Annotated in this window: 16 protein-coding genes, 1 tRNA gene and 3 pseudogenes; 10 read left to right on the plus strand and 10 right to left on the minus strand. The window is 67.8% G+C overall.

Going from position 1 to position 23,300, the window contains the following annotated elements:
* The first annotated feature begins 3 nt into the window (after positions 1 to 3).
* The 3 genes from I2456_RS21060 (at position 4) to I2456_RS21070 (ending at position 3,619) form a co-directional block, all read left to right on the plus strand.
* Entirely contained in the window at positions 4 to 2,544 is a 2,541-nt protein-coding gene (locus I2456_RS21060) for a sensor histidine kinase (RefSeq protein ID WP_085073250.1), read from the plus strand.
* Positions 2,541 to 3,221, plus strand: a complete 681-nt coding sequence (locus I2456_RS21065) for a response regulator (RefSeq protein ID WP_085073251.1) — start codon at positions 2,541 to 2,543, stop codon at positions 3,219 to 3,221. The genes I2456_RS21060 and I2456_RS21065 overlap by 4 nt, the downstream gene beginning before the upstream one ends.
* A 101-nt stretch (positions 3,222 to 3,322) precedes the next feature.
* Complete coding sequence (locus tag I2456_RS21070; protein ID WP_085073252.1) at positions 3,323 to 3,619, plus strand: hypothetical protein; 297 nt, start codon at positions 3,323 to 3,325, stop codon at positions 3,617 to 3,619.
* Here the strand turns inward: I2456_RS21070 and I2456_RS21075 are convergent.
* Positions 3,614 to 4,694, minus strand: a pseudogene (locus I2456_RS21075) (IS110 family RNA-guided transposase). The gene I2456_RS21070 and the pseudogene I2456_RS21075 sit on opposite strands and share 6 nt — an antisense overlap.
* Before the next feature lie 185 nt (positions 4,695 to 4,879).
* Between I2456_RS21075 and I2456_RS21080 the strand changes: the two are divergent.
* The 4 genes and pseudogenes from I2456_RS21080 to I2456_RS21095 form a co-directional block, all read left to right on the plus strand.
* Positions 4,880 to 5,893, plus strand: a pseudogene (locus I2456_RS21080) (IS256 family transposase); the annotation flags it as partial.
* 116 nt (positions 5,894 to 6,009) lie between these two features.
* Positions 6,010 to 7,059: a tyrosine-type recombinase/integrase gene (locus I2456_RS21085; protein ID WP_007172498.1), complete on the plus strand. Its 1,050-nt coding sequence runs from the start codon at positions 6,010 to 6,012 to the stop codon at positions 7,057 to 7,059.
* Positions 7,056 to 8,999 (plus strand): tyrosine-type recombinase/integrase, encoded by a 1,944-nt coding sequence (locus I2456_RS21090; RefSeq protein ID WP_007172497.1) that lies wholly within the window; start codon positions 7,056 to 7,058, stop codon positions 8,997 to 8,999. The genes I2456_RS21085 and I2456_RS21090 overlap by 4 nt, the downstream gene beginning before the upstream one ends.
* Positions 9,000 to 9,045: 46 nt before the next feature.
* A pseudogene (locus tag I2456_RS21095) lies at positions 9,046 to 9,264 on the plus strand (transposase); the annotation flags it as partial.
* A gap of 304 nt (positions 9,265 to 9,568) precedes the next feature.
* Here I2456_RS21095 and I2456_RS21100 read toward each other — a convergent pair.
* The 7 genes from I2456_RS21100 to mfd all read right to left on the minus strand — a co-directional run bounded on the left by I2456_RS21100 (position 9,569) and on the right by mfd (position 18,648).
* Positions 9,569 to 10,516 (minus strand): Ppx/GppA phosphatase family protein, encoded by a 948-nt coding sequence (locus I2456_RS21100; protein ID WP_068164813.1) that lies wholly within the window; start codon positions 10,514 to 10,516, stop codon positions 9,569 to 9,571.
* Positions 10,507 to 10,998, minus strand: a complete 492-nt coding sequence (locus I2456_RS21105; protein ID WP_085075156.1) for a DUF501 domain-containing protein — start codon at positions 10,996 to 10,998, stop codon at positions 10,507 to 10,509. The genes I2456_RS21100 and I2456_RS21105 overlap by 10 nt, the downstream gene beginning before the upstream one ends.
* Positions 10,991 to 11,671: an FtsB family cell division protein gene (locus tag I2456_RS21110; protein ID WP_085075155.1), complete on the minus strand. Its 681-nt coding sequence runs from the start codon at positions 11,669 to 11,671 to the stop codon at positions 10,991 to 10,993. Before I2456_RS21110 ends, I2456_RS21105 begins: the two co-directional genes overlap by 8 nt.
* Position 11,672: 1 nt before the next feature.
* A complete protein-coding gene (gene eno, locus I2456_RS21115) occupies positions 11,673 to 12,962 on the minus strand; it encodes a phosphopyruvate hydratase (protein ID WP_068028463.1) in 1,290 nt (429 codons plus the stop codon).
* A gap of 74 nt (positions 12,963 to 13,036) precedes the next feature.
* Positions 13,037 to 13,768, minus strand: coding sequence for a lytic transglycosylase domain-containing protein (locus I2456_RS21120; protein ID WP_068028466.1), 732 nt, complete (start codon positions 13,766 to 13,768; stop codon positions 13,037 to 13,039).
* 264 nt (positions 13,769 to 14,032) lie between these two features.
* Positions 14,033 to 14,998, minus strand: a complete 966-nt coding sequence (locus tag I2456_RS21125) for a nucleoside triphosphate pyrophosphohydrolase (RefSeq protein ID WP_085075154.1) — start codon at positions 14,996 to 14,998, stop codon at positions 14,033 to 14,035.
* A complete protein-coding gene (gene mfd / locus I2456_RS21130; RefSeq protein ID WP_085075153.1) occupies positions 14,998 to 18,648 on the minus strand; it encodes a transcription-repair coupling factor in 3,651 nt (1,216 codons plus the stop codon). The genes I2456_RS21125 and mfd overlap by 1 nt, the downstream gene beginning before the upstream one ends.
* 107 nt (positions 18,649 to 18,755) lie before the next feature.
* Here mfd and lysA point away from each other — a divergent pair, with 107 nt between their 5' ends.
* Positions 18,756 to 20,123, plus strand: coding sequence for a diaminopimelate decarboxylase (lysA, locus tag I2456_RS21135; RefSeq protein WP_085075152.1), 1,368 nt, complete (start codon positions 18,756 to 18,758; stop codon positions 20,121 to 20,123).
* On the opposite strand, the gene I2456_RS21140 is transcribed toward lysA, so the two are convergent.
* Positions 20,096 to 20,353, minus strand: coding sequence for a hypothetical protein (locus I2456_RS21140; protein WP_139823280.1), 258 nt, complete (start codon positions 20,351 to 20,353; stop codon positions 20,096 to 20,098). The two genes, lysA and I2456_RS21140, sit on opposite strands and share 28 nt — an antisense overlap.
* 87 nt (positions 20,354 to 20,440) lie before the next feature.
* On the minus strand, positions 20,441 to 21,034 hold the full coding sequence (locus tag I2456_RS21145) for a TetR/AcrR family transcriptional regulator (protein WP_131811289.1): 594 nt from the start codon (positions 21,032 to 21,034) through the stop codon (positions 20,441 to 20,443).
* A gap of 573 nt (positions 21,035 to 21,607) precedes the next feature.
* Between I2456_RS21145 and I2456_RS21150 the strand changes: the two genes are divergently transcribed.
* Together I2456_RS21150 and glmU are read left to right on the plus strand one after the other, a co-directional pair.
* Positions 21,608 to 21,679 (plus strand) — tRNA-Gln (locus I2456_RS21150).
* A gap of 63 nt (positions 21,680 to 21,742) precedes the next feature.
* Positions 21,743 to 23,215, plus strand: a complete 1,473-nt coding sequence (glmU, locus tag I2456_RS21155) for a bifunctional UDP-N-acetylglucosamine diphosphorylase/glucosamine-1-phosphate N-acetyltransferase GlmU (RefSeq protein ID WP_085075151.1) — start codon at positions 21,743 to 21,745, stop codon at positions 23,213 to 23,215.
* Positions 23,216 to 23,300: the final 85 nt, after the last annotated feature.

Raw genomic sequence — 23,300 nt, forward strand, 5'->3', positions numbered from 1 at the left:
TGGATGATTGTTGACGTGAGCCTTGGCGACCAGAACCCCAAACGGGGCGAACTGCGCATCTACCTGGGTGCGGCACCAGGCGTCGGCAAGACCTACGCGATGCTCGGAGAAGCGCACCGGCGCATAGACCGCGGCACCGACGTTTTGGCCGCCGTCGTCGAAACCCACGGCCGAGCGAAAACCGCTGAATTGCTTGACGGCATCGAAGTGGTTGCGCCCCGCTACGTCGACTACCGCGGCGGCAGCTTCCCCGAACTCGACGTGCCGGCGGTGCTGCAGCGTCATCCGCAGGTGGTGCTGGTCGACGAACTGGCGCACACCAATACACCGGGCAGCAAGAATCCGAAGCGGTGGCAGGACGTCGAGGAATTGCTCGACGCCGGGATCACCGTCATCTCCACCGTCAACATCCAGCACCTGGAAAGCCTCAACGACGTCGTCGCCCAGATCACCGGCATCGAGCAGAAAGAGACGATTCCCGACTCCATCGTGCGCCAGGCCGCGCAGGTCGAGCTCATCGATATCACCCCGGAGGCGTTGCGCCGCAGACTGTCTCATGGCAACGTCTATCCACCCGACAAGATCGACGCCGCGCTGTCCAACTACTTTCGCCGCGGAAACCTCACGGCGTTAAGGGAATTGGCGTTGCTGTGGTTGGCCGATCAGGTCGATACCGCGCTGGCCAAATACCGGGCGGAGAACAAGATCACCGATATGTGGGAGGCGCGCGAGCGAGTCGTCGTGGCCGTCACCGGTGGGCCCGAATCGGAAACCTTGGTGCGACGGGCTTCACGCATCGCGTCGAAGTCCAGCGCCGAGTTGATGGTCGTGCATGTGCTACGCGGGGATGGGCTGGCCGGGCTGTCCGAGGACCGGATGAGCAAGCTGCGCGAATTGGCCAACAGTCTCGACGCGTCGCTGCACACCGTGCTCGGCGACGACGTACCGCGGGCGCTGCTGGATTTCGCCCGGGAGATCAACGCCACTCAACTGGTGATCGGCACCTCACGCCGGCCCCGCTGGGCGCGCATCTTCGAAGAAGGCATCGGCCCGGCCATTGTCGAGCGGTCCGGCAAGATCGACGTGCACATGGTGACGCACGAGGAAGCCAAGGGCGGCATTCGGGGCGCGGCGGTCTCACCGCGGGAGCGGCGCGTCGCTTCCTGGCTGGCCGCCGTCATCGTCCCGTCGCTGATCTGCGCCGTCACGGTCGGGGTGCTGGACCGGTATCTGGACAACGGCGGCGAAAGCGCGTTGTTCTTCGTCGGGGTGCTGGTCGTCGGGCTGCTGGGAGGCGTTGCGCCGGCGATACTTTCGGCCGTGCTGTCGAGCCTGCTCTTGAATTACTTCTTGACCGCGCCGCGCCACACGTTCACCATCGCCGAACCCGACGCCGCCGTCACCGAGGTGGTGATGCTGCTGATCGCGGTCGCGGTCGCGGTGCTGGTCGACGGCGCGGCCAACCGCGCTCGCGAGGCCCGGCTCGCCTCGCAGGAAGCCGAACTGCTGACGCTGTTCGCCGGTTCGGTGCTGCGCGGCGCCGATCTCGAGACGCTGCTGGAGCGGGTGCGCGAAACCTACGCCCAGCGCACGGTCAGCATGCTGCGCGAACGCGCCGACGACGACCGCCGGCGCAGTGAGCTGGTTGCCGCGGTGGGCGCACAGCCCTGCACCAGCGTCGATTCCGCCGACACCGCAATCGAAGTCGGCGACGACGAATTCTGGATGCTGATGGCCGGCCGGCAGTTGTCGGCGCGCGACCGGCGGGTGCTCGGTGCGGTGGCCAAGCAGGCGGCCGGTTTGATCCGCCAGCGCGAGCTGGCCGAAGAGGCCAGCCGGGCGGAGGCGATCGGGCGCGCCGACGAACTGCGGCGCTCGCTGCTGTCGGCGGTCAGCCACGACCTGCGCACTCCGCTGGCCGCGGCAAAGGTCGCGGTGTCCAGCTTGCGCGCCGCAGACGTCGCCTTCTCCCCCGAAGACACCGCCGAATTGTTGGCCACCATCGAAGAATCCATCGACCAGCTGACCGCGCTGGTGGGTAACCTGCTGGACTCCTCCCGCCTGGCCGCCGGCGTGGTCCGCCCCGAACTGAACCGGGTGTACCTGGAAGAGGTGGTGCAGCGGGCGTTGATCAGTATCGGCAAAGGGGCCACCGGGTTCTACCGATCCGCCATCGACCGGGTCAAGGTCGACGTCGGCGATGCCGTCGTGCTGGCCGACGCGGGCCTGCTGGAGCGGGTGCTGGCCAACCTGATCGACAACGCGCTGCGCTACGCGCCCGACTGCGTGGTGCGGGTCAACGCCGGCCGCGTGGGTAGCCGGGTGTTGATCAATGTCATCGACGAGGGCCCCGGGATTCCACACGGCACCGAGGACCAGCTTTTCGAATCTTTCCAACGCCTGGGCGACCACGACAACACCACCGGCGTGGGCCTCGGGATGTCGGTGGCGCGCGGTTTCGTCGAGGCGATGGGCGGGACCATCAGCGCCGGGGACACTCCCGGCGGCGGCCTGACCGTCGTAGTGGATTTCCCGGCGCCATGACTCGGGTCCTGGTGATCGATGACGAGCCGCACATCCTGCGCGCGTTGAAGATCAACCTGACCGTGCGCGGTTATGAGGTGATCACCGCGTCCAGCGGCGCGGGTGCGTTGCGCGCGGCCGCCGAACATCCGCCGGACGTGGTGATCCTGGACCTGGGGTTGCCAGACATGTCCGGCATCGACGTGCTGGGTGGTCTGCGCGGCTGGCTGTCCGCGCCGGTGATCGTGTTGTCGGCACGCACGGATTCCTCGGACAAGGTGCAGGCCTTGGACGCCGGTGCCGACGACTACGTGACGAAACCGTTTGGCATGGACGAATTTCTGGCGCGGTTGCGTGCGGCGGTGCGCCGGACGGCCGCGGCCTCCGAAGTCGATCAGCCGGTGATCGAAACCGAGGCGTTCACCGTGGATTTGGCCGCCAAGAAGGTCACCAAGGACGGCGAGGAAGTGCATCTGACTCCGACGGAATGGGGCATGCTCGAGGTGCTGGTGCGCAACCGCGGCAAGCTGGTTGGGCGCGAGGAGTTGCTCAAGGAGGTGTGGGGGCCCAGCTATGCGACCGAAACCCATTACCTACGTGTGTATTTGGCGCAGCTGCGGCGCAAGCTCGAGGCAGACCCGTCCCATCCGAAACATCTGCTGACCGAATCGGGGATGGGTTACCGGTTCGAGGCGTGAGTCACAGCCGTCACACGCGTTCGGCGTTCCGGGCAGTGTTCTTTTTACCCGCCTCACAGCGACAACTGCTGCTTGTCGGACCCGCGTGCCACAGTTCGGCGATGACCAAGAAATTGCATGGGACTGAGCTTCGTTACGTGCTCACAATGCACCTGGCCGTGCACGGGCCGGCGAGCATCGCCGAACTGATCGACGTCCTGACCTGGCACGGCTTCGGTGTCGAGGGCAGGCCGTCCAAGGCGGTGTCCGACGCGTTGCGGTGGGAGATAGGGCGCGGCCGGGTGCGGCGCCTGAGGCGAGGGCGGTACGGGCCGGCGGATATGCCGCGTTCCACCGAATACCGGATCCACCAACGGGTGTTGGCTCTGCGCGCCGCCGCGAAGTTGATGCTCCTATAGATGGCAAGTGGTTGGTGGGTGGGCGTGGGGTTGTTGGCGTAGGTGTTTGGTGTGGGTCCAGACTTCGCGGGCGATGTGGCGTTTAAGGCAGCGCATGATTTCGGGTTTGGTTTTGCCTTCGGTGGTGCGTCGGGCGACGTAGGCGCGGGTGGGGTGGTGGTATTTCATCCGGACGATGACGATGCGGTGCAAGGCGGCGTTGGCTTGGCGGTGTCCGGCCCGGTTGAGCCGGTAGCGCACGGTCTTTCCGCTGGATGCTGGGATGGGGCAGACGCCACAGAGTTTGGCGAAGGCCGCTTCACTGTGCAGTCGTGCGGGGTTGTCGCCGAGTGCCAGGAGTAGTTGGGAGGCATTGTCTGGGCCGATGCCGATGGTGGCCGTCAGCCGGGGGGCAAGTTGATCGACGAGGCGGCCCAGGAGTTGTTCGTGTGCGGTGATCTCGGCGTGCAGGTTGTGCCAACGTTGGGCGATGGCCCGCAGGCTGTATTTGGCGGCCGCGGTGACCGAGGTCAGCTGGCCAGGACGCAGGGCCGCGCACCGGCGTAGCAGTGCCGTGTCGGGCAAGGGCTGCAGCGTTTCGCGCAACTCGGCCGGTGCGGTGATCAGGACGGCTTTGAGTGACTGCATCGCCGCGGTACGCGCTTTGACCGCAGCGTCTTTGGCGACTTTGAGGTGCCGAATCATTTCCACGGCGCCGTCGGCGGTTTTGGGGATCGCCTCGGCGTGGCCGGCCAGCACCGCGCGGGCGGCGTTTTCGGCGTCAAATAGGTCCGACTTGCCCCGCCGGTGGCGGTCTTGGCGGTTGGGCCGCGCCACTTCGATTACCTCGTGGCCATGACGACGCACCGCAGAGGCCAGCCCACGGCCATAGGAACCGGTGCCCTCGATGCCAAAGCGCAGCACTGTGCCGAACTGAGCGGCCCACTCGATTAACGCCCGGTATCCCTCACGATCGGCGCCAAAGCTGGCCGTTGCCAACAGCGCACCACCCACATCTACTACCGCAGCGGCATAGAACGTCTTTATGGGTGTCGACACCGACCACGACTCGACTCGGCGGTGGCATCGTTGGCATGCTTGTCATTGCGACCTTTCAGCGAGGGTTGCGACGCTGGCCGGTCGGGTCGGTTGCGTCCAGCAGAGTGGTGTACGAGTCGGAGCTGATCAGCGGTACCGGCGTGTCGTAGCCGAGTGAATGAAGGTCATCGCGTGATTCTTCGAGAGACCGTCCAGAGTCACTCGAGCAAAGGAATCAACGCGATGACCACTGCCCACGATATCGACCTACCGACCGTGTTGGCCGAACGACTCACCACCTGCCACCCCGACGTGCTGCGCGAGTTATTGGCCACATTCATCCATACCCTGATGGGTGCTGAAGCCGATGCTCTGTGCGGTGCCGGATACCGGGAGCGCAGCGCCGAGCGGTCCAATCAGCGAAACGGCTATCGGCAGCGCCAGTTCGACACCCGGGCAGGCACATTGGATCTGGCGATCCCCAAGCTGCGTCAGGGCTCGTACTTCCCGGACTGGCTGCTGGAACGCCGCAAACGCGCCGAGAGGGCACTGACCACGGTGGTGGCCACTTGCTATCTATTGGGCGTGTCGACGCGACGGATGGACAAACTCGTCGAGACCCTCGGTATTACGTCGCTGTCGAAGTCTCAGGTGTCGGTGATGGCCAAAGAACTCGACGCCGCGGTGGAAGCCTTCCGGACCCGACCGCTGGACGCCGGCCCGTACACGTTCATGGCTGCTGACGCCCTGGTCCTTAAAGTGCGCGAGGCTGGCCGGGTGGTCAACGTGCACGCGCTGATCGCTACCGGGGTCAACGCCGAGGGCTACCGCGAAATCCTGGGTATAGACGTCACCACCGCTGAGGACGGGGCCGGCTGGTTGACGTTCCTGCGCTCGCTGACCGCCCGCGGTCTGTGCGGGGTCGCACTGGTCACCTCGGATGCTCATGCCGGGCTCGTCAATGCGATCGGCGCCACTTTGCCAGGAGCGTCGTGGCAGCGGTGTCGCACCCATTACACGACCAATCTGATGGCCGTCACCCCGAAGAGCTCCTGGCCGTGGGTGCGCACCCTGGTGCACTCGGTGTTCGATCAGCCTGACGCTGATTCCGTTGCCGCGCAATATGATCGGGTTATTGACGCACTGGCCGACAAGATGCCCAAGGTTGCCGCGCACTTGGAGGACGCCCGCGCGGACCTGTTGGCGTTCACCGCCTTCCCCAAACAGATCTGGCGCCAGATCTGGTCGAACAATCCCCTATCCGTTAACCGGCTCTCCGGGGACACGGTTCGGGCTGCAGCGTGAGGTTCACGCACAAGCGCTGAGCACGGATGGATGCTGTCTGCATCTCGGTGGGGGAAGGCGGAGCGGCGATGCGGGTACTCAAGAGCGACAGCGGATATGTCCTGGAGGGCGACTGGGACGGGCAGGACGCGGTGAACGCGTTTCTCAACCATTTGGCGGGACGGGGGTTCAGCGCGGCCACGGTGCGGGCCTACGCATTCGACGTCGCCAATTTGAGCCGGTTCCTCGTCCAGCAAGCGGTCGGGCTCGCCGCGGTCGATGCGCCGTTGGTGTTCGACTGGATCGACTGGCAAGGCGTCCGCCGAACGGACCAGCCCACCGGCGGTCACCGCTCGTCGACCCCGCCGGCAGCTTCGACGGTGAACCGCCGGGTCGCGGCAGTGCGCGCGTTATTCGAGTATCTGGTGATGACCGGTGTCTGCACCGACAATCCGGTGCCGTCGCCGCGGCGGGGACAGGGGCTGCGCCAGTCGCAGCGGGGGTTGCTCGGTCATCTGGGTCCCGGGCGTGCACGCAGTGGCGGTAGGTTGGTGCGTCAGCCGCAGCGTCTTCCGGAATCGTTGTCCACCAACGATGTCGACGCGTTCCTGGCGACACTGGCAACGCACCGGGACCGGGCGATGGTGCTGGTGATGCTACTCGGAGGGCTGCGTTCGGCCGAGGCGCGTGGCCTGCTGCTCGCCGACGTCGATATGGGCCGGCGCCGGCTTCGGGTGATCGGCAAGGGCGGCAAGGAACGTCATGTCCCGGTCGATGCGGCGTTCTTCACCGAGCTCGCCGCCTACCTGCGATGGGAGCGGCCGCCGGGGTTGGCGACGCCGCAGTGCTTCGTAGTGCTGCGCGGCCCGACGACCGGTGCACCGGTCAGCGAGGCCGGGCTGCGCAGCCTGTTCCGTCGGCACCGGGAGACCTCTGGCGCCACAAGAGTCCGCCCGCACCGTTTACGGCATACCTACGGCACCGAATTGTCGGCGGCCGGAATCGATCTGCTGGCGTTGCGGGCGTTGATGGGGCATGTCTCGCCGGAGACCACGGCCCGCTACGTGCATTTGTCGATCGAGCAGCTCGCCGCCGAATACGGTGCTGCTCGTGCGACGTTGGCCGGAGCCCGGCAGTGACCACGGTGTTGGTCGGCCAACCCGTAGGCGCCGACGAGGTGGTGGCGGATTATCTCGACCACGTCGCCACCCTGGGTTTGAGCGGGCGGGCGGTACGCGACCGGATTCGGATCGCTCGCGACTTCACCGCACGCCACCGCGACCTGCACGCCTGGATGACGCTGCCGGCAGCCGAGCGGATCGCCGAGATACGGGACACCGGGGCGTGGCCGCTGATCTGTCACACGATCGGCACCGGCCGGTTACGGCTGGACGTCGAGCTGGCCGCGGTCAAACAGTTGACCGGGCTGGGCCGCGCAGTGGAGGACCGGGATCCGAGCGGATTCGCCGCGTTGCGGAATGCGGGAATTCGGTTGGGCTGGAGGAGTTCCTGGGTCGAGACGGTCCTCGGCGAATGTCTGGCGGTAGTGCTGGCACACCACGGCGGAATGGTCGCCGACCTGACCGGCGACGCGCTCGACGACTTCGACGCCGCGCTGTCACGTACCGTGGTGCCGCCATCGTCGCGGCGGGCATACAGGGGGCGGCTGGCCAGCCTGCGGCAGCTGTTGTTCGAGACCGCGGTCATCGACACCGCGCCGAAACGCCGGCGGTGGGCCCGTAGCCTCGAGCAGCGCTTCACCGAGGTGGAGATGCCCGACCCGATCCGTCAGACGTTGCTGCGCTACATCGGCGTGCGCGCGGCGGTGCTGCGGCCCAAATCGGTCGAGTCGCTGATCAACGACCTGCTGCCCTTCGCCGAATACCTCACCGCTCACCATCCCGACGTCATCAGCCTGCGTGAACTCGACCGGAGCTGCATCGAGGGCTACCTGAAATGGAATCGCACCCGGGGCTGGCGTGGTCAGCGCGCCGCCGCGGGCGCCGGGCGCACCGTCTCGGCCGCGGTGGCCCAGTCGGCAGTGCTCAGTCTGCGCAACCTGCTCGACGACATCACCGCCTGGGGCTGGGCGCAGGCCCCACCACGGCGGTTGGTATTCGCCGCCGACGTCCCCAAACTCGACCAGCCGTTGCCACGCGCGCTAGCACCCGATGTGGACGCGGCAGTGATGAACGCCGTTGCCCACCTGCAGGATCCGTTCGCCCGCATCGGCCTGACCGTGCTGCGTGGTGCCGGCCTGCGGGCGGGGGAACTGCTCGACCTCGAACTGGGCAGCATCATCGACTACGGACCGGCCGGAACCTGGCTGAAGGTGCCACTGGGCAAGCTCGCCACCGAACGCATGGTCCCGCTCTCCGCCGCGACCCTCGCCGCGCTCGACGAGTGGGTCGCCCTCCGCGGCACGCACCGGCCGCTGCCGCACCCACGCACCGGCGTGCTCACCGACTTTCTGTTCACCCGGCACGGACGCCGCCTGGGCTACACCCGGCTGCGCAACGGGCTGCTCACCGCCGCTGAATCCGCCGGGTTGCACCGTCCCGACGGCGGCGTCCTGATGGTCACTCCACATCAGTTGCGCCACACCTGGGCCACCGAACTCGCCAACGCCGGGATGAGTCTGCAGGCCTTGATGTCCTTACTCGGGCACGTCACTCCACAAATGACGATCCGCTACGCCACCCTGGCCTCGCCCACCCTGCGCGCGGCCTACGACGAAGCGATGGGCAAGATGCGCCGCCAGTTCACCCTCACCCCGGTCGGCAAACCGATCCTGCCCGACAAGGTCGGCTGGCTGCACAGTGAAATGCTGAAAACCCGCGTTGCACACGGATACTGCGCTCGCCACGAATCCGCGGGCGCGTGCCCTTATGCCAACATCTGCGAAACCTGCGACAACTACGTCACCGCCCCCGAATTCCGCGACACGCTCACCGACCAACTCGCCGACGTCCAGGCCCTCAGAACCGACGCCGAGTGCCGCGGCTGGACCGACGAAGCCGCCCGCCACGACCGCGTCGCCCACGCCCTTACCGACCACCTCCAGCGCCTCGATCGATGAACATCCCACCCCGACGGGTTGACCCGCCCCCGAGGGCCGGATAAAGGAACGACTCAACAAAGAGATCCGCCGCCGCACCGACGTCGTCGGCATCTTTCCCGACCGCAACGCCCTCATCCGCCTGGTCGGTGCTGTCCTGGCCGAACAACACGACGAATGGGCCGAATCGCGCCGCTACCTCGGCCTAGAGCTCCTCAGCAAATCCCGCGCCGACCACACGCCATCAGCAGAACAGGAGGGCAGCCCGGCGGCACTGACCGCCTGAACTATTACCTCGAAGAATCACACGACGACGTCGTACACCACGTCCCTGGACTTGACCGTCGGGCCGGACAAGACTGTGATGGGACCTGAGTTCAGGTCAGGCTCCTATGAGGTCACCGCCCGCCCGGCCAGCACCAAGGGCGTGGCGTGCCCGACAGGCGACAAATCAATTTCAGGACACCCAAAACCGGGGTCAGTCGCTAGTGAGGGTCAACCCGCCAGACAGCCACCACCATCTTCACAGTCGCTGTGAGGCGGGCAAAAAGAGCACCACCCGGGTCAGAGGCGCATGTGGCAGATGTGACTCAGTCAGCGATCGACCACACGATGCCGTCGAGAATGTCGTGTTCGCTGACGGTCAGCTCGTCGATGCCGGCGCGCTCGTGCAGTTCGCGGGCCAGTTCCTCGACCACGATCGCGCCGCCGCCGATCACGTCGACGCGGCCTTCGTGCATTGGCGGCAACGCGGCGCGCTGCCGGCGCGGCATTGCGATCAATTCCTCACAGACCGTCAGCAGCCGAGCGCGCGGCACCCGCGAAAGGTGAATCGCCGCAGCGTCATAGGCGGTCATTCGGTGAGCAAGCGCCGACAGTGTGGTCATGGTCCCGGCCAGTCCCACCCAGGTACGCGCCTGCTCGACCGGCACCGCCCGCAGCGCGGGCGCCAACCGCTCCCGTACCACCCGGCGGGCGTCGGCCACCTCCTCGGCCGTGGGCGGGTCGGAGTGCAAACAGCGTTCGGTCAAGCGGACACAGCCGATGTCGGCCGAATAACTGGCCACCACCCCGGCCGACCCGCCGAGCACTATCTCGGTGGAGCCGCCGCCCAAATCGACAACGACGAAAGGGGCGCCGGCACTGTCCAATTCCGACACTGCGCCCCGAAATGACAACTCAGCCTCCTGCGCGCCGCTGATCACCTCGGCGACCGCGCCCGGGATCACCGCACCCAGCACCTCGGCGGTCATCGCGAAGAAGTCGTCGCGGTTGGCGACATCACGCGCGGCCGAGGTCGCCACCATCCGCACCCGGGAAACCTGGTGTGCGCGCAGCAGATCGGCATAGTCGACCAACGCCGCGCGCGTGCGCGCGATCGCCTCCGGCGCGAATTCGCCCGTTGCGTCGACACCCTGACCCAACCGCACGATCCGCGTCTCGCGGTGCACGTCGCGCAGTTCTGCACCGGCCGGGTCGGCGATGAGCAACCGAATCGAGTTGGTACCGCAATCAATGGCGCCGACCCTCATCGCCATTGCTCGACCACCAATACCGGCGCCATGGCCGGCTCGTCCGCCAGCAGTCCCAATGCCTCATCCCCCAACGGGTTCACCCCGCGTCCTTTGGCCAGCGAGTGGGCGATCAGCACGTGCAGGCATTTCACCCGATCCGGCATGCCGCCGCCGGAGAACGTGGTGCCCAGTGGCTCGATGGCATCGCGCTCGGCCAGATACGACTCGTGAGCCCGCCGGTACGCGGCGGCCAGTTCGGGATCCTGGTGCAGCCGCTCGGTCATCTCGCGCATGAGTCCGGTGGTCTCCAGTCTGCTGGCGGCCGCGGTGAGCAGCGGATGTGTCAGGTAGTACAACGTCGGAAACGGCGTTCCGTCAGGCAGTTTCGGTGCCGTCTTCACCACTCCGGGTTCGCCGTTGGGACAACGGTAAGCGATGGCCAGCACACCGCGCGGCTCACGGCCGAGCTGGCGTGCCACGGCTTGGACGTCGGCCGGGTCAACCACCGGGCGTGGTCGGGTTCGGCGTGGCCGGCGGTGCGAGCTCCGCGGGTGCCGGCGCGGCGGGCGGCAGATGTGGATTGTCGGCGATGGTGTGCCACAGCGAGGTGTACCACGGTTCGTTCTTCGCCGGCGCCGCCGACTCAGTGCCCGGTTGGGTCGGCGTTGCCGCCGAGGGCGGCAGCTGCACCTGAAACGGGATGTCGCCGGGCTTGACGAAGCCCAGGCGTTCCCGGGCCTGCGCCGCGATGTAAGCCGGGTCCCCCAGCTGACCCTTGCGCTGCTCCAGGTCGGCGATCTGCTTGCGCAGCGCGGACTCGGTCGCGGTGAGCTGTTCCATCTCGGTGCGCTGGGCGAAGTAGGTCCGCACCGGCCCGGCGATGGTCAACGTCAGCACGCAGATGACCGCGGCCAGCACCGCGGCCCGGCGGGCGGTGAAACCCAGCCGCTGGTCAGATCGCTGCTCCACCGACTCGGCGAACGACCGCCGGATCGGTTCGACGACATGCTCTTGCAGCGAGCGGGTGCTCTCGCCTCTGGTCTGCGCGGCCGTCGGTGCGGCCTTGGCCGAACTGGTGGGCCGGGAAGCCTTGGCGGCCCGGCGGCCCCGAGCCGAATCACCGGCCTTCCCCGGCCGCGAGGCCGGAGAGCGGCGCTTGGGATCGGCCCTGGCGCACAACCTATTTCGGCTCCGGTGTGTAGCGCGGGAAGGCCAGGTCACCGGCGTAGCGGGCGGCGTCGCCCAAGGCGTCCTCGATGCGCAGCAGCTGGTTGTATTTGGCGACGCGTTCGCTGCGAGCCGGCGCGCCCGTCTTGATCTGTCCGCTGCCCACCGCCACCGCCAGATCGGCGATCGTGGTGTCCTCCGTCTCGCCGCTGCGGTGACTCATCATGGTGCGATACCCGCTGTGGTGGGCCAGGGCGACCGCGTCGAGCGTCTCGGTCAGCGTCCCGATCTGATTCACCTTGACCAGCAACGCATTCGCCACACCGCGCACGATGCCCTCTTCGAGGCGCTCGGGGTTGGTGACGAACACGTCGTCGCCCACGATCTGCACCCGATCTCCGATCGAAGACGTCAGCGCCGCCCAACCGTCCCAATCGTCTTCCGACAGCGGGTCTTCGATGGACACCAGCGGATAGGCCCCCAGCAGGCCGGCGTAGAACTCCGACATCTGCTCGGCGGTACGGGTGGTGCCCTCGAACCGGTAACCGGTGCCGTCGGTGTAGAACTCGGTGGCTGCCGCGTCCAGCGCCAGCGCGACGTCGGCCCCGGGCTTGAAGCCGGCCGATTCGATGGCCCGAGTGATCAGATCCAGCGCCGCGGTGGTGCCGGGAACGTCCGGGGCGAAGCCGCCCTCGTCACCGAGCCCGGTCGACAGGCCCTCCTTCTTCAGCACCGCCTTGAGCGCGTGGTAGACCTCCGCCCCCCAGCGCAGCGCTTCGGCGAAGCTGGGAGCGCCGATCGGGGCCACCATGAACTCTTGGATGTCGACGGCGGTGTCGGCGTGCGCTCCGCCGTTGAGGATGTTCATCATCGGCACCGGCAGGATGTGCGCGTTGGGCCCGCCGACATAACGGAACAGCGGCAACTCCGCGGAGTCCGCGGCCGCCTTGGCCACCGCCAACGAGACGCCCAGGATGGCGTTGCCGCCCAGCCGCGACTTGTCCGGGGTGCCGTCGAGGTCGACCAGCGCCTGGTCGACCAGTCGCTGGTCGTCGGCGTTGATGCCGATGACGGCCGGCCCGATCTCGTCGAGAACGGCCTGTACCGCCTTCTTGACGCCCTTGCCGCCGTACCGCTCGCCGCCGTCGCGAAGCTCGACGGCCTCGTGCTCACCGGTCGAGGCGCCCGACGGCACCGCGGCGCGGGCATAGGTCCCGTCGCTCAGAGCCACCTCGACCTCGACGGTCGGGTTGCCGCGGGAGTCGAGAATCTCGCGAGCCGCAACCTGCTCGATAATCGGCACTGAGTTCTCCTTTGCGCACTTGTCAGGTCCCCGGGCAGCCTTCAGCGTAAAGCCTGGGTCAGCGCTCCATCCTTCTACAGCGGATGACCCGCCGCGTAGGCGGTGGCCCAGTCGCGCACGGCACGCAGGTAAACACCGGAGTTGTTGTAGGCGCGCAGCGCGGTGATCCAGCCGCGGGGCGTCGCAAGATCTTTTCCGCGCCAACACAAGTAGCCCGCCGCCGACAGTGCGGCATCGTCGATGTTGTCCGGGCTGACTTTGCCGTCGTTGTCGGCGTCCACCCCGTACAACCGCCAGGTCTCGGAGATGAACTGCATGGGCCCCATCGCCCGTTCCACGCCGCCGTCGCCGTCCATGTTGCCCGAATCGTTGTCCACAATGCGCAGCGTGCCGCCGGTGCCGTCGAGCCGGACACCCCTGATCGGCGGCGTCACGTCGCCGTTGGGCGCGATCGTGGCGCCGCGGTAGGTGCCGTGGTGGCTTTCCACCTGACCGATGCCGGCCAGGGTGGTCCAGGCGATGTGACATTTGGGGTTCTCGACTTCGGCGACGCGCGCGGCGTAGGCGTAGGCCTCCAGCGCGATCACCGGGATCTCCAGCGCCGCCGCGCGCTGCTCGGCCCATTGCCGCAGCTGGTCGGCGGGACGTCCGGTGGCGTAGGTGTCGACCGGTGGGACGCGATCGCCGGGCGGCGGCGGTACGCCCTCGGGGATGAACAGGCTGAGCTGCCAGGTGCAGCTGGACGCCAACAGCATCGCGGTCGCCCCTATCACGGCGAACGCGCGCAACCAGCGTCTTGGCGTCACAACTCTCCCCTGTACGTACCCCTCTTTGCGGGTGCGGAGTACCCACGCAATCAGGCCATCGTCCCATGTGTTGTGCGCCCCACCCTGTCGCACCGGCGCTCAGCACACAAAAATGTCGCCGGTCGCCGCGGGTGACCATTAGCCGTCACTGGTGTTGGCTACCGGGGTTCTGGCTGTCTAGCCAGGCAAACTGCATGGCGTGCAAACTCGGGGGAGATTTCTCCACAAGTAGGCCCTATGAGTCGTCGCAAATCTCGATCGCGGTTACAGCAACGGGTGTTCGGCCGCCGAGTCGACTTCCCCGGCCGGCCAGTGCGCGCGCCATTCCTCTGCGGTGACAGTGCCCAGCGGGGCGACGTCGAGCTCGTCGGCCACGCTGGCGCCGCGGCGGGCGGCGGCGATCGCCTTCTCGACACCGCGCACGGTGTCCACGAAATCCAAGACCGCTGCACGCAGCGAATTTTCGGCGTCAACCTCGGCAGACAGCGTGATGGTGGTGATGTCGTCGGGAATCAATTCGGCGGGCAACCCGGCTTTTTCCACCCGCTGAATCACCTTCTGCGCCAAGGCTAATGCGGGTTGACCGGTGTGCACGTCGTCGAGCACGGAGTTGCGGGGCTTTTCGGCCGCTTTGCGTTCTTCCCACTGCGCCAGCTGGTCCTCCAACGAAATCTGTTCTCCGGCAAGCACTCCCGGCACCCGGTTGCCCAGCTTGCGGATCAGCGTATCGGCGACGTCGTCGATGGTGAACGGAAGCTGCGACGCGTCTTCGGCGATGCGGGCGTGAAAGAGCACCTGCAGCAACAGGTCACCCAATTCTTCGCGCACCTGCTCGACGTTGCCGCTGTGCACCGCGTCCAGCAGTTCGTAGGTTTCCTCCAGCAAATACCTGCGTAGCGAGTCGTGGGTTTGCTCGCTCTCCCACGGCCCGGCGGTGCGCAATTTGTCCATCATCGCCACCGCGTCGACCAGTCGCTCCCCGCGCGGGCGCTCCGGCGCCGAGATCAGCCGCGCTCCGGCGGCCAGTCGCGCGGTGACCGCGGGGTGCTTGGGGTCGGAGGACAACAGCACCGGCGCGTCGTCACCGCTGTGCACCGGGTGGGCTGCGGGCAGCGACCAGGGCACCGCGACCGGCATCTCCTCGGTGTACTGCACCTCACCGGTGAGCAATTCGATGGCCTCGACCGGGACCAGGGAAGGACGCCGGGGGTCGACCAGGACGACAATCATCAGCGCCGCTCCTGGCTGGCCGCGGCCGGGTCGGGGCTTGTCATACCAATATCTTGCTGCGGCTTGCCCGCGAGTGCGGTCACCAAGTCGGCCACCATCTGCACCAACTCGACGTCGCGGATGCGCGAGGCGCCGATCCCGCCGGTGCGCGGAATGGGCACCTGCACGGTGGCCGTCGTGGCGCGATAACTGGCACCGGGATACATCCGCTTGAGCCGCACCTGAGCCGAATCGGGCAGCGTCAACGGCGACAACCGGACCGTCGCCGCCGATGAGGCCGTCACCTCGGTGATGCCCGACTCCCGGCACAACAGCCGCATCCGAGCGACCGCCACCAGCCGCAGGGCAGGTTCGGGCAGCGGCCCGTAGCGGTCGATCAGCTCTTCGACGACGGAGCCGACGGCCGCGTCGTCCGGAGCCGCCGCCAGCCGCCGGTATGCCTCCAGCCGCAGCCGGTCACTGGCGATGTAGTCGGGCGGCAGGTGCGCGTCGACCGGCAGATCGATGCGCACGTCCTTGGGTTCTTCGGCGGTGGTCACGGTCTGGCCGTCGGCGGCTGCCCGGTACGCCTCGACCGCCTCACCCACCAGCCGCACATACAGGTCGAATCCGACCCCGGCGACATGCCCGGACTGCTCGACGCCCAGCACATTGCCGGCGCCCCGGATCTCTAGGTCTTTGAGCGCGACCGCCATGCCCGCGCCGAGCTCGTTGTTCTGGGCGATCGTCGCGAGCCGGTCATAAGCCGTCTCGGTCAGCGGCGCGTTCTGCGGATACAAGAAGTAGGCGTAGCCGCGTTCCCGGCTGCGGCCGACCCGGCCGCGCAGCTGGTGCAGCTGGGACAAGCCGAAGGTGTCGGCACGCTCGACGATCAGGGTGTTGGCGTTGGAGATGTCCAGGCCGGTTTCCACGATCGTGGTGCACACCAGGATGTCGTATTCGCGGTTCCAGAACCCCTGAACGGTGCGTTCCAGCCGCTCCTCGGGCATCTGCCCGTGCGCGACCACGACGCGGGCTTCGGGCACCAGCTCACGGACGTGGGCGGCGGCCCGGTCGATGGAGCTGACCCGGTTGTGCACGTAGAAGGCCTGCCCGTCGCGCAGCAACTCCCGCCGCAGGGCGGCGGCGATCTGCTTGTCCTCGTATGGTCCGACGTAGGTCAGCACCGGGTAGCGCTCTTCGGGCGGAGTCAGGATGGTCGACATCTCCCGGATGCCGGCCAGGCTCATCTCCAGGGTGCGCGGAATCGGGGTGGCGCTCATGGTCAGCACGTCGACGTGGGTGCGCAGCGACTTGATGTGCTCTTTGTGCTCGACGCCGAAGCGCTGCTCCTCGTCGACGACGACCAGGCCCAGATCCTTCCACCGCACGCCGGTCTGCAGCAGCCGATGGGTGCCGATGACGATGTCCACCGATCCGTCGGCCATGCCGTCGACGACCTTGCGGGATTCGGCGGGGTCGGTGAAGCGGGACAGACCCTTGACGGTCACCGGGAAACCGGCCATCCGGTCGGTGAACGTCTGCAGATGCTGGTCGGCCAGCAGGGTCGTGGGCACCAGCACCGCAACCTGTTTGCCGTCTTGGACGGCCTTGAACGCCGCCCGCACCGCGATCTCGGTCTTGCCGTAGCCGACGTCGCCGCAGATCACCCGGTCCATCGGGATCGGCTTTTCCATGTCGGCCTTGACCTCGGTGATCGCGGTCAGCTGGTCGACGGTTTCGGTGAACCCGAACGCGTCTTCCATCTCGGCCTGCCACGGGGTGTCCGGGCTGAACGCGTGGCCGGGGCTGGCCTGCCGCTTGGCGTAGAGCGCCACCAGCTCACCGGCGATCTCGCGCACCGCGCGGCGCGCTTTGGTCTTGGTGTTGGCCCAGTCGCTCCCGCCCAATTTGCTCAACGCGGGCGCCTGCCCGCCGACATACCGCGACAGCTGATCCAGTGAATCCATCGGGACGTACAGCTTGTCGGCCTGTTGTCCGCGCTTGCTGGACGCGTATTCCAGCACCAGGTATTCGCGGCGGGCGCCGCCGACGGTGCGTTCCACCATCTCGACGAACCGGCCGATGCCGTGCTGGTCGTGCACGACCAGGTCACCGGCGGTGAGCGCGAGCGGGTCGACGGTGTTGCGCCGCTTGGCCGCCAGCCGCTTGCCCTCGACGGCCGTGGCCCGGCTGCCGGTCAGGTCGGTTTCGGTGATGACGACGAGGTTGGCGCCCGGGATGACGACACCGTCGTGCAGCGGGCCTTTGAGCACGCCGACGATGCCCGGCTTGAGGGCGAGGTCGGGCGGCTCCAGCATGGCGGCGGGCGTTTCGCATTCGGCCAGCCGCTCGACCACGCGATGCGCGGTCCCGGTGCCCGGCGCGACGACCGCGGCGTACCCGCCCGTCGCGACGTGGGCGCGCAGCATCGCGAAGATGCCGTCGATGTCGTGCTGATGACCGCGCGCCGACGGGGCGGCCCGCACCTCGAGCTCGATCGCCGACTCGTCGGACAGCTGGCTCAGCGTCCACCAGGGGTGACCCGAACCCGCGGCCGCCTCCTGCACGTCGTCGAGTTCGGCGAACCCGGCGCCCCCGAGCTGATTGACGTCGATGGGCGCGTCGGTGCCCAGGGCGGCCACCGACCACGACGCTTCGAGGAACTCCCGGCCGGTCTTGATCAGGTCGGCCGCGCGTCTGCGGACCTTCTCCGGGTCACACAACAGCACCGGGGTGCCGTCGGCCAGCTGATCGGTGAGCAGCGCGTGATCGTCAGGCCGCAGCACCGGCAACAACGCCTCCATGCCGTCGACCGGGATGCCCTCGGCCAGCTTGGCCAGCATGTCGCTGACGGTGCCGGTGACCGTGTTCTCGGTGGTGGGATGCTGCGCGGCCAACTGCGCCGCCCGCGCCCGAACGTCCTCGGTGAGCAGCAGTTCACGGCAGGCCACGGCGACCAGGGCGTCGACGTCCAGCTCGGGGATGGAGCGCTGGTCGGCGACCGCGAACATCCGCATCTCGCTGACTTCATCCCCCCAGAACTCCACCCGCACCGGGTGCTCGGCGGTGGGCGGGAAGATGTCCAGAATGCCGCCGCGAACCGCGAATTCGCCGCGCCGGCCGACCATGTCCACCCGCGTGTAGGCCAGCTCCACCAACCGGGTGACCACGTCTTCGAACGGCACCTCGTCACCGATGGTCAGCGTCAGCGGTTCTTCGTCGCCCAGTCGTGGCGTCATGGGCTGCAGCAGGGAACGCACCGCGGTGACCACCACACGCAACGGCGCACCCAGCCGGGCGTCGTCCGGGTGGGCGAGCCGGCGCAGCACCATCAGGCGGGCGCCGACGGTGTCGACGCCGGGCGAGAGCCGCTCGTGCGGCAGCGTCTCCCAGGACGGGAAAGCCGCCACGGCGTCGCCGAAGACGCCGCGCAGCTCAGCGGTCAGGTCGTCGGCCTCACGGCCGGTGGCGGTGACCACCAGCAGCGGACCCTGCTGCGCCAGCGCGCTGGCGACGAACAGGCGCGCGCTGGCGGGTCCCACCAGCGTCAGGTTCTCGGGCCGATCGGAGGCACGCTCGATGAGCTGTTGGAAGGTTGGCGCAGTCAGCGCCAATTCGACGAGCCCCGCGATCGGGGTATCTGGGCACGCAGTCCCCGGTGCGGTCATGATGCCGCCATTCTAGGGCGCAGAAGTTCGTCAAGAATGGGCCCGGCGGCGTCACGGACTCGTTAAGGCAGGCAGCGCAGGGTTGCGGCGGGGCGCAGCTTGGAAGCATGACACTGCTGGAAATGCTGCCTTCGATCCGCCATGTCGCGCCGCGACGGTTCGACCCGGCGATCTGGCCGATGACCACCCGCACCGACGAGGAGGGCCGGTTGTGCGTCGGCGGCGTGGCGCTGGCTGACCTCGCCGACGAGTTCCATACCCCGACCTACGTGATCGACGAGACCGACTTTCGTCGTCGCGCCCGGGGGTACCGCAAGCCGCTGCGCGACGCGGAGGTGGTCTATGCCGGGAAGTCGCTGTTGACCACCGCGGTGGCCCGCTGGGCGCGCGAAGAAGGGCTGGGCGTGGACGTGTGCTCGCCCGGTGAGCTGGCCACCGCGCTGGCCGGCGGGGTGGACCCCAGCCGCATCATCCTGCACGGCAACGCCAAGACACCGGAGGAATTGCGCGCTGCGGTGACTGTCGGTGTCGGGCGGATCGTCGTCGACTCCTGCATGGAGATCGCCTACCTGGCCGGCCTGGCGCGCCGGCGCCAACGGGTGCTGGTCCGGGTCACCCCGGATATCGATGTGCACGGGCACCGGGCGGTCACCACCGGCATCAGCGACCAGAAGTTCGGTCTCACCCTGGCCCACGACCAGGCCGCCGATGCGGTCAAGCGGGTGCTCGCCCACCCGATCCTCGACCTGATCGGCCTGCACTGCCACATCGGCTCGCAGGTCAGCGACCCGGGTCTGTACGCCGAGGCGATTCACCGGCTGATCGCGGCCATGGCCGACATCCGCGCCCACCACGGCGTGATCCTGACCGAGCTGAACATCGGCGGCGGTCACGCCGTCCCGTACGCCCAGGGCGATGCCTCGCTGGACGTCGCGGCGCTGGCCGCCGCCGTCGAAGACGCACTCGACGAGGCCTGCGCGGCCGAGCATTTCCCGCGGCCCGCGCTCGTCGTAGAACCCGGCCGGGCCATCAGCGCCCGCGCCGGCGTCACGCTCTACCGGGTGTGTTCGGTCAAGTCGCAGCCGGGCGGGCGGACGTTCGTCGCGGTCGACGGCGGAATGAGCGACAACCCGCGGGTGTCGCTGTACGGCGCGCGGTACACGGTGGCGCTGGCCAACCGGCATTCTGCCGGGCCCAGACAGCGGGTGACGGTGGCCGGTCGGCACTGCGAGGCCGGCGATGAGATCGCCCGCGATATCGAACTGCCGGCCGACGTGCATCCCGGCGACCTGCTCGCGGTGGCGGGCACCGGCGCCTACCACCACAGCATGGCGTCGAACTACAACATGGTCGGCCGGCCCCCGCTGGTGGCGGTCAAAGACGGCCGGATCCGCCAGTTGGTGCGGCGGGAGACCATCGCCGACCTATTGGCGCGCGACTGCGGGCCTCACCAGGGCATGGTGGCCCAGGAATAGAAGGCGCCGTCGCCGACGTCGTGCACGCCGTAGGAGTCCCAGTAGTAGTCGTGGCAGACGCCGCCGTCCCACGGGACCGGCCGGCCCGCCGGATTGGGGTCGCCGGGGCACCACGTGGTGCACGCTTGCAGGCGCGGGCAGTTTCCCTGCTCGGCCTGAGCGGGTGCGGCAAGCCACAGGCCTCCCAGCACCGACAAAGTTGACGCTAGACCAGCGATAACTGCTTTCATGGCCGCTCCTTCGTTACTGGCTGCCACGGTTGTGGCGGTCGTCAACAAGTGGACCGAGCGCGCGTTGCTACCGATCCCAATATTCGGTTATTCGTCTTGCAGTTGTGGATCGGCTTCCAGATGGGTCAGTCCGTTCCACATCAGGTTGACCAGGTGCGCGGCGACTACTTCTTTCTTGGGTTCGCGGGTGTTCAGCCACCACTGCGCGGTCATGGACACCGAACCGACCAGCGCTTGGGCGTACAGCGGAGCCAGGTCGGGGTCCAGGCCGCGGCGGGCGAAGTCGCCGGCGAGAATGGAGCTCACCTGACTGACGGCGTCGTTGAGCAGGCTGGAGTAGGTGCCCGAACTGATCGAGGCCGGCGAGTCGCGGATCATGATGCGGAAGCCGTCGGTGCGCTCTTCGACATAGGTGAGCAGCGCCAACGCGACCCGCTCGACGCGCACCCGCGATCGGTTGTTCGTCAGCGACGAGGTGATGCCGTCCAGCAGCGCCGACATTTCCCGGTCGACGACAACGGCGTACAGGCCTTCCTTGCCGCCGAAATGCTCGTAGACGACCGGCTTGGACACGTTGGCGCGTTGGGCGATCTCTTCGATCGAGGTTCCGTCGTAGCCACGTTCGGCGAACAAGGTGCGCGCGATGCCGATCAGTTGGTGGCGCCGCTCGCTGCCGGTCATTCGGGCGCGGGGCGCGCGCACTTCTTTCTCTGGCTCCTTGTCCGGTATGGCCACGTCAGTAAGGGTATCGGCCGGTCGGGCCCACTGGGAGTGGACGGCGTCGACTGTGCGGTGGTGGCGCCAGAATCGCGGGTTTTCCGCCCTGCCCCGCACATTCGGATGCGCAGGTTCACGCTCGGTGAAGCGCGCGTGCTCCCAGGGCCGCTCCTGCCCCAGCCGTCACATCAGCCTCTCGGCCGGGCGAGACACTTTTTGCCCACCTCACAGCGACAATCGAGCGACAACCTCGAAGGCGGCAGCGCCGCGCCGCGCGTTGTCGCTGTGAGGCGGGCAAATCGAACACCCTTGGGGTTAGGGGCCAATGTGGTGGATGTGACAGCGAAGCTGGCATCCGACAACGGCCGGCATCGTCGGCCGACTCAACCCCACGCGCGGCCTCCTCCTCCGCCCGCAAGCGGCCGGCATCGTCGGCCGACTCAACCCCACGCGCGGCCTCCTCCTCCGCCCGCAAGCGGGCGGCATCGTCGGCCGACTAAAGTCACATGGTGGCGCGACAGCGCCCTTGGTACGCAATCCGTCGTGGTGTAATCGGCAGCACTTCTGATTTTGGTTCAGACAGTTCAGGTTCGAGTCCTGGCGACGGAGCCCTAATTGCACCGGCTCCGGCGAGCAGACACAACGTTCGCCGACGAGACCGTGAGGAGAGGTATGACGTTTCGTGGTGACACCGCGGTCCTGGTCTTAGCGGCAGGTCCCGGCACCCGGATGCGGTCTGACACCCCGAAGGTGCTGCACACCCTGGGCGGACGCAGCATGCTCTCGCACTCGCTGCACTCGATGACCAAGCTCGCACCGCAACACCTCGTCGTCGTGCTGGGCCACGACCACCAGCGCATCGAACCGCTGGTCGGCGAACTGGCCAACCATTTGGGACGCACCATCGACGTCGCGCTGCAAGATCAACCGCGCGGCACCGGGGACGCGGTGTTGTGCGGCCTGCGGGCGCTACCCGAGGACTACGCCGGCATCGTGGTCGTCGCCGCGGGAGACACTCCGCTGCTGGATGCCGACACGCTGGCCGACCTGATCGCCACCCACAACGCGACCCACCCCACCGGCAAGGCCGCGGTCACCGTGCTGACCACCACGCTGAACGACCCGCACGGCTACGGCCGCATCCTGCGCACCCAGGACAACGAAGTGATGGCGATCGTCGAGCAGACCGACGCCACCGCCTCCCAGCGCGAGATCCGGGAAGTCAACACCGGTGTCTACGCCTTCGACATCGCCGCTCTGCGTTCGGCGCTGAGCCGCCTGAGCTCCAACAACGCCCAGCAGGAGCTCTACCTCACCGACGTCATCGCCATCCTGCGCCGCGACGGAATGACCGTGAGCGCCCGCCACATCGACGACAGCGCCCTGGTCGCCGGCGTCAACAACCGCGTACAGCTGGCCGAACTGGGTGCCGAGCTCAACCGCCGCATCGTCGCCGCCCACCAGATGGCCGGGGTCACCGTCATCGATCCCGCCTCCACCTGGATAGACGTCGACGTGACGATCGGGCGCGACACCGTCATCCACCCCGGAACCCAGTTGCTGGGCCGCACCCAGATCGGCGGGCGCTGCTCCATCGGGCCCGACACCACGCTGAACGACGTCACCGTCGGCGACAGCGCCACGGTCTGCCGCACCCACGGCGCGTCGTCGTCCATCGGCGCCGGCGCCACAGTCGGCCCGTTCACCTACCTGCGACCCGGAACGGAGCTGGGCGTCGAGGGGAAGCTGGGCGCATTCGTCGAGACCAAGAACGCCGTCATCGGCACCGGCACCAAGGTCCCGCACCTGACCTACGTCGGGGACGCCGACATCGGCGAGCACAGCAATATCGGCGCATCCAGCGTGTTCGTCAACTACGACGGCACGACCAAAAGCCGCACCACCATCGGATCCCACGTGCGCACCGGCTCGGACACCATGTTCGTCGCCCCGGTCACCGTCGGCGACGGCGCCTACACCGGCGCCGGCACGGTGGTGCGTGAGGACGTCCCACCCGGAGCGCTGGCCGTATCGGCAGGCCCGCAACGCAACATCGAAGGATGGGTGCAGCGCAAACGGCCGGGCACCGCGGCCGCTCAAGCCGCTGAACAGGCTCGCACCCGCGAAACCGAACAGCAACCGTGACGTCGATTTCCGGCTACCCGGCAGCACAGCAAGGCTCTTCGCTTACCATGGGGCGTTCCAATTCCCATCCCGAAACGGCGAGGGC

The organism is Mycobacterium kubicae, from assembly GCF_015689175.1.
GTDB lineage: Bacteria > Actinomycetota > Actinomycetes > Mycobacteriales > Mycobacteriaceae > Mycobacterium > Mycobacterium kubicae.

Bases quoted from the DNA above. Each gene is read 5' to 3' on its own strand.
- I2456_RS21065 (WP_085073251.1), top strand. From the start codon at position 2,541: ATGACTCGGGTCCTGGTGATCGATGACGAGCCGCACATCCTGCGCGCG.
- I2456_RS21100 (WP_068164813.1), bottom strand. From the start codon at position 10,516: ATGGCGATGAGGGTCGGCGCCATTGATTGCGGTACCAACTCGATTCGG.
- I2456_RS21145 (WP_131811289.1), bottom strand. From the start codon at position 21,034: ATGACCGGCAGCGAGCGGCGCCACCAACTGATCGGCATCGCGCGCACC.
- I2456_RS21070 (WP_085073252.1), top strand. From the start codon at position 3,323: ATGACCAAGAAATTGCATGGGACTGAGCTTCGTTACGTGCTCACAATG.
- I2456_RS21125 (WP_085075154.1), bottom strand. From the start codon at position 14,998: ATGATTGTCGTCCTGGTCGACCCCCGGCGTCCTTCCCTGGTCCCGGTC.
- I2456_RS21060 (WP_085073250.1), top strand. From the start codon at position 4: ATGATTGTTGACGTGAGCCTTGGCGACCAGAACCCCAAACGGGGCGAA.
- I2456_RS21140 (WP_139823280.1), bottom strand. From the start codon at position 20,353: ATGAAAGCAGTTATCGCTGGTCTAGCGTCAACTTTGTCGGTGCTGGGA.
- I2456_RS21085 (WP_007172498.1), top strand. From the start codon at position 6,010: ATGCGGGTACTCAAGAGCGACAGCGGATATGTCCTGGAGGGCGACTGG.
- lysA (WP_085075152.1), top strand. From the start codon at position 18,756: ATGACACTGCTGGAAATGCTGCCTTCGATCCGCCATGTCGCGCCGCGA.
- glmU (WP_085075151.1), top strand. From the start codon at position 21,743: ATGACGTTTCGTGGTGACACCGCGGTCCTGGTCTTAGCGGCAGGTCCC.
- mfd (WP_085075153.1), bottom strand. From the start codon at position 18,648: ATGACCGCACCGGGGACTGCGTGCCCAGATACCCCGATCGCGGGGCTC.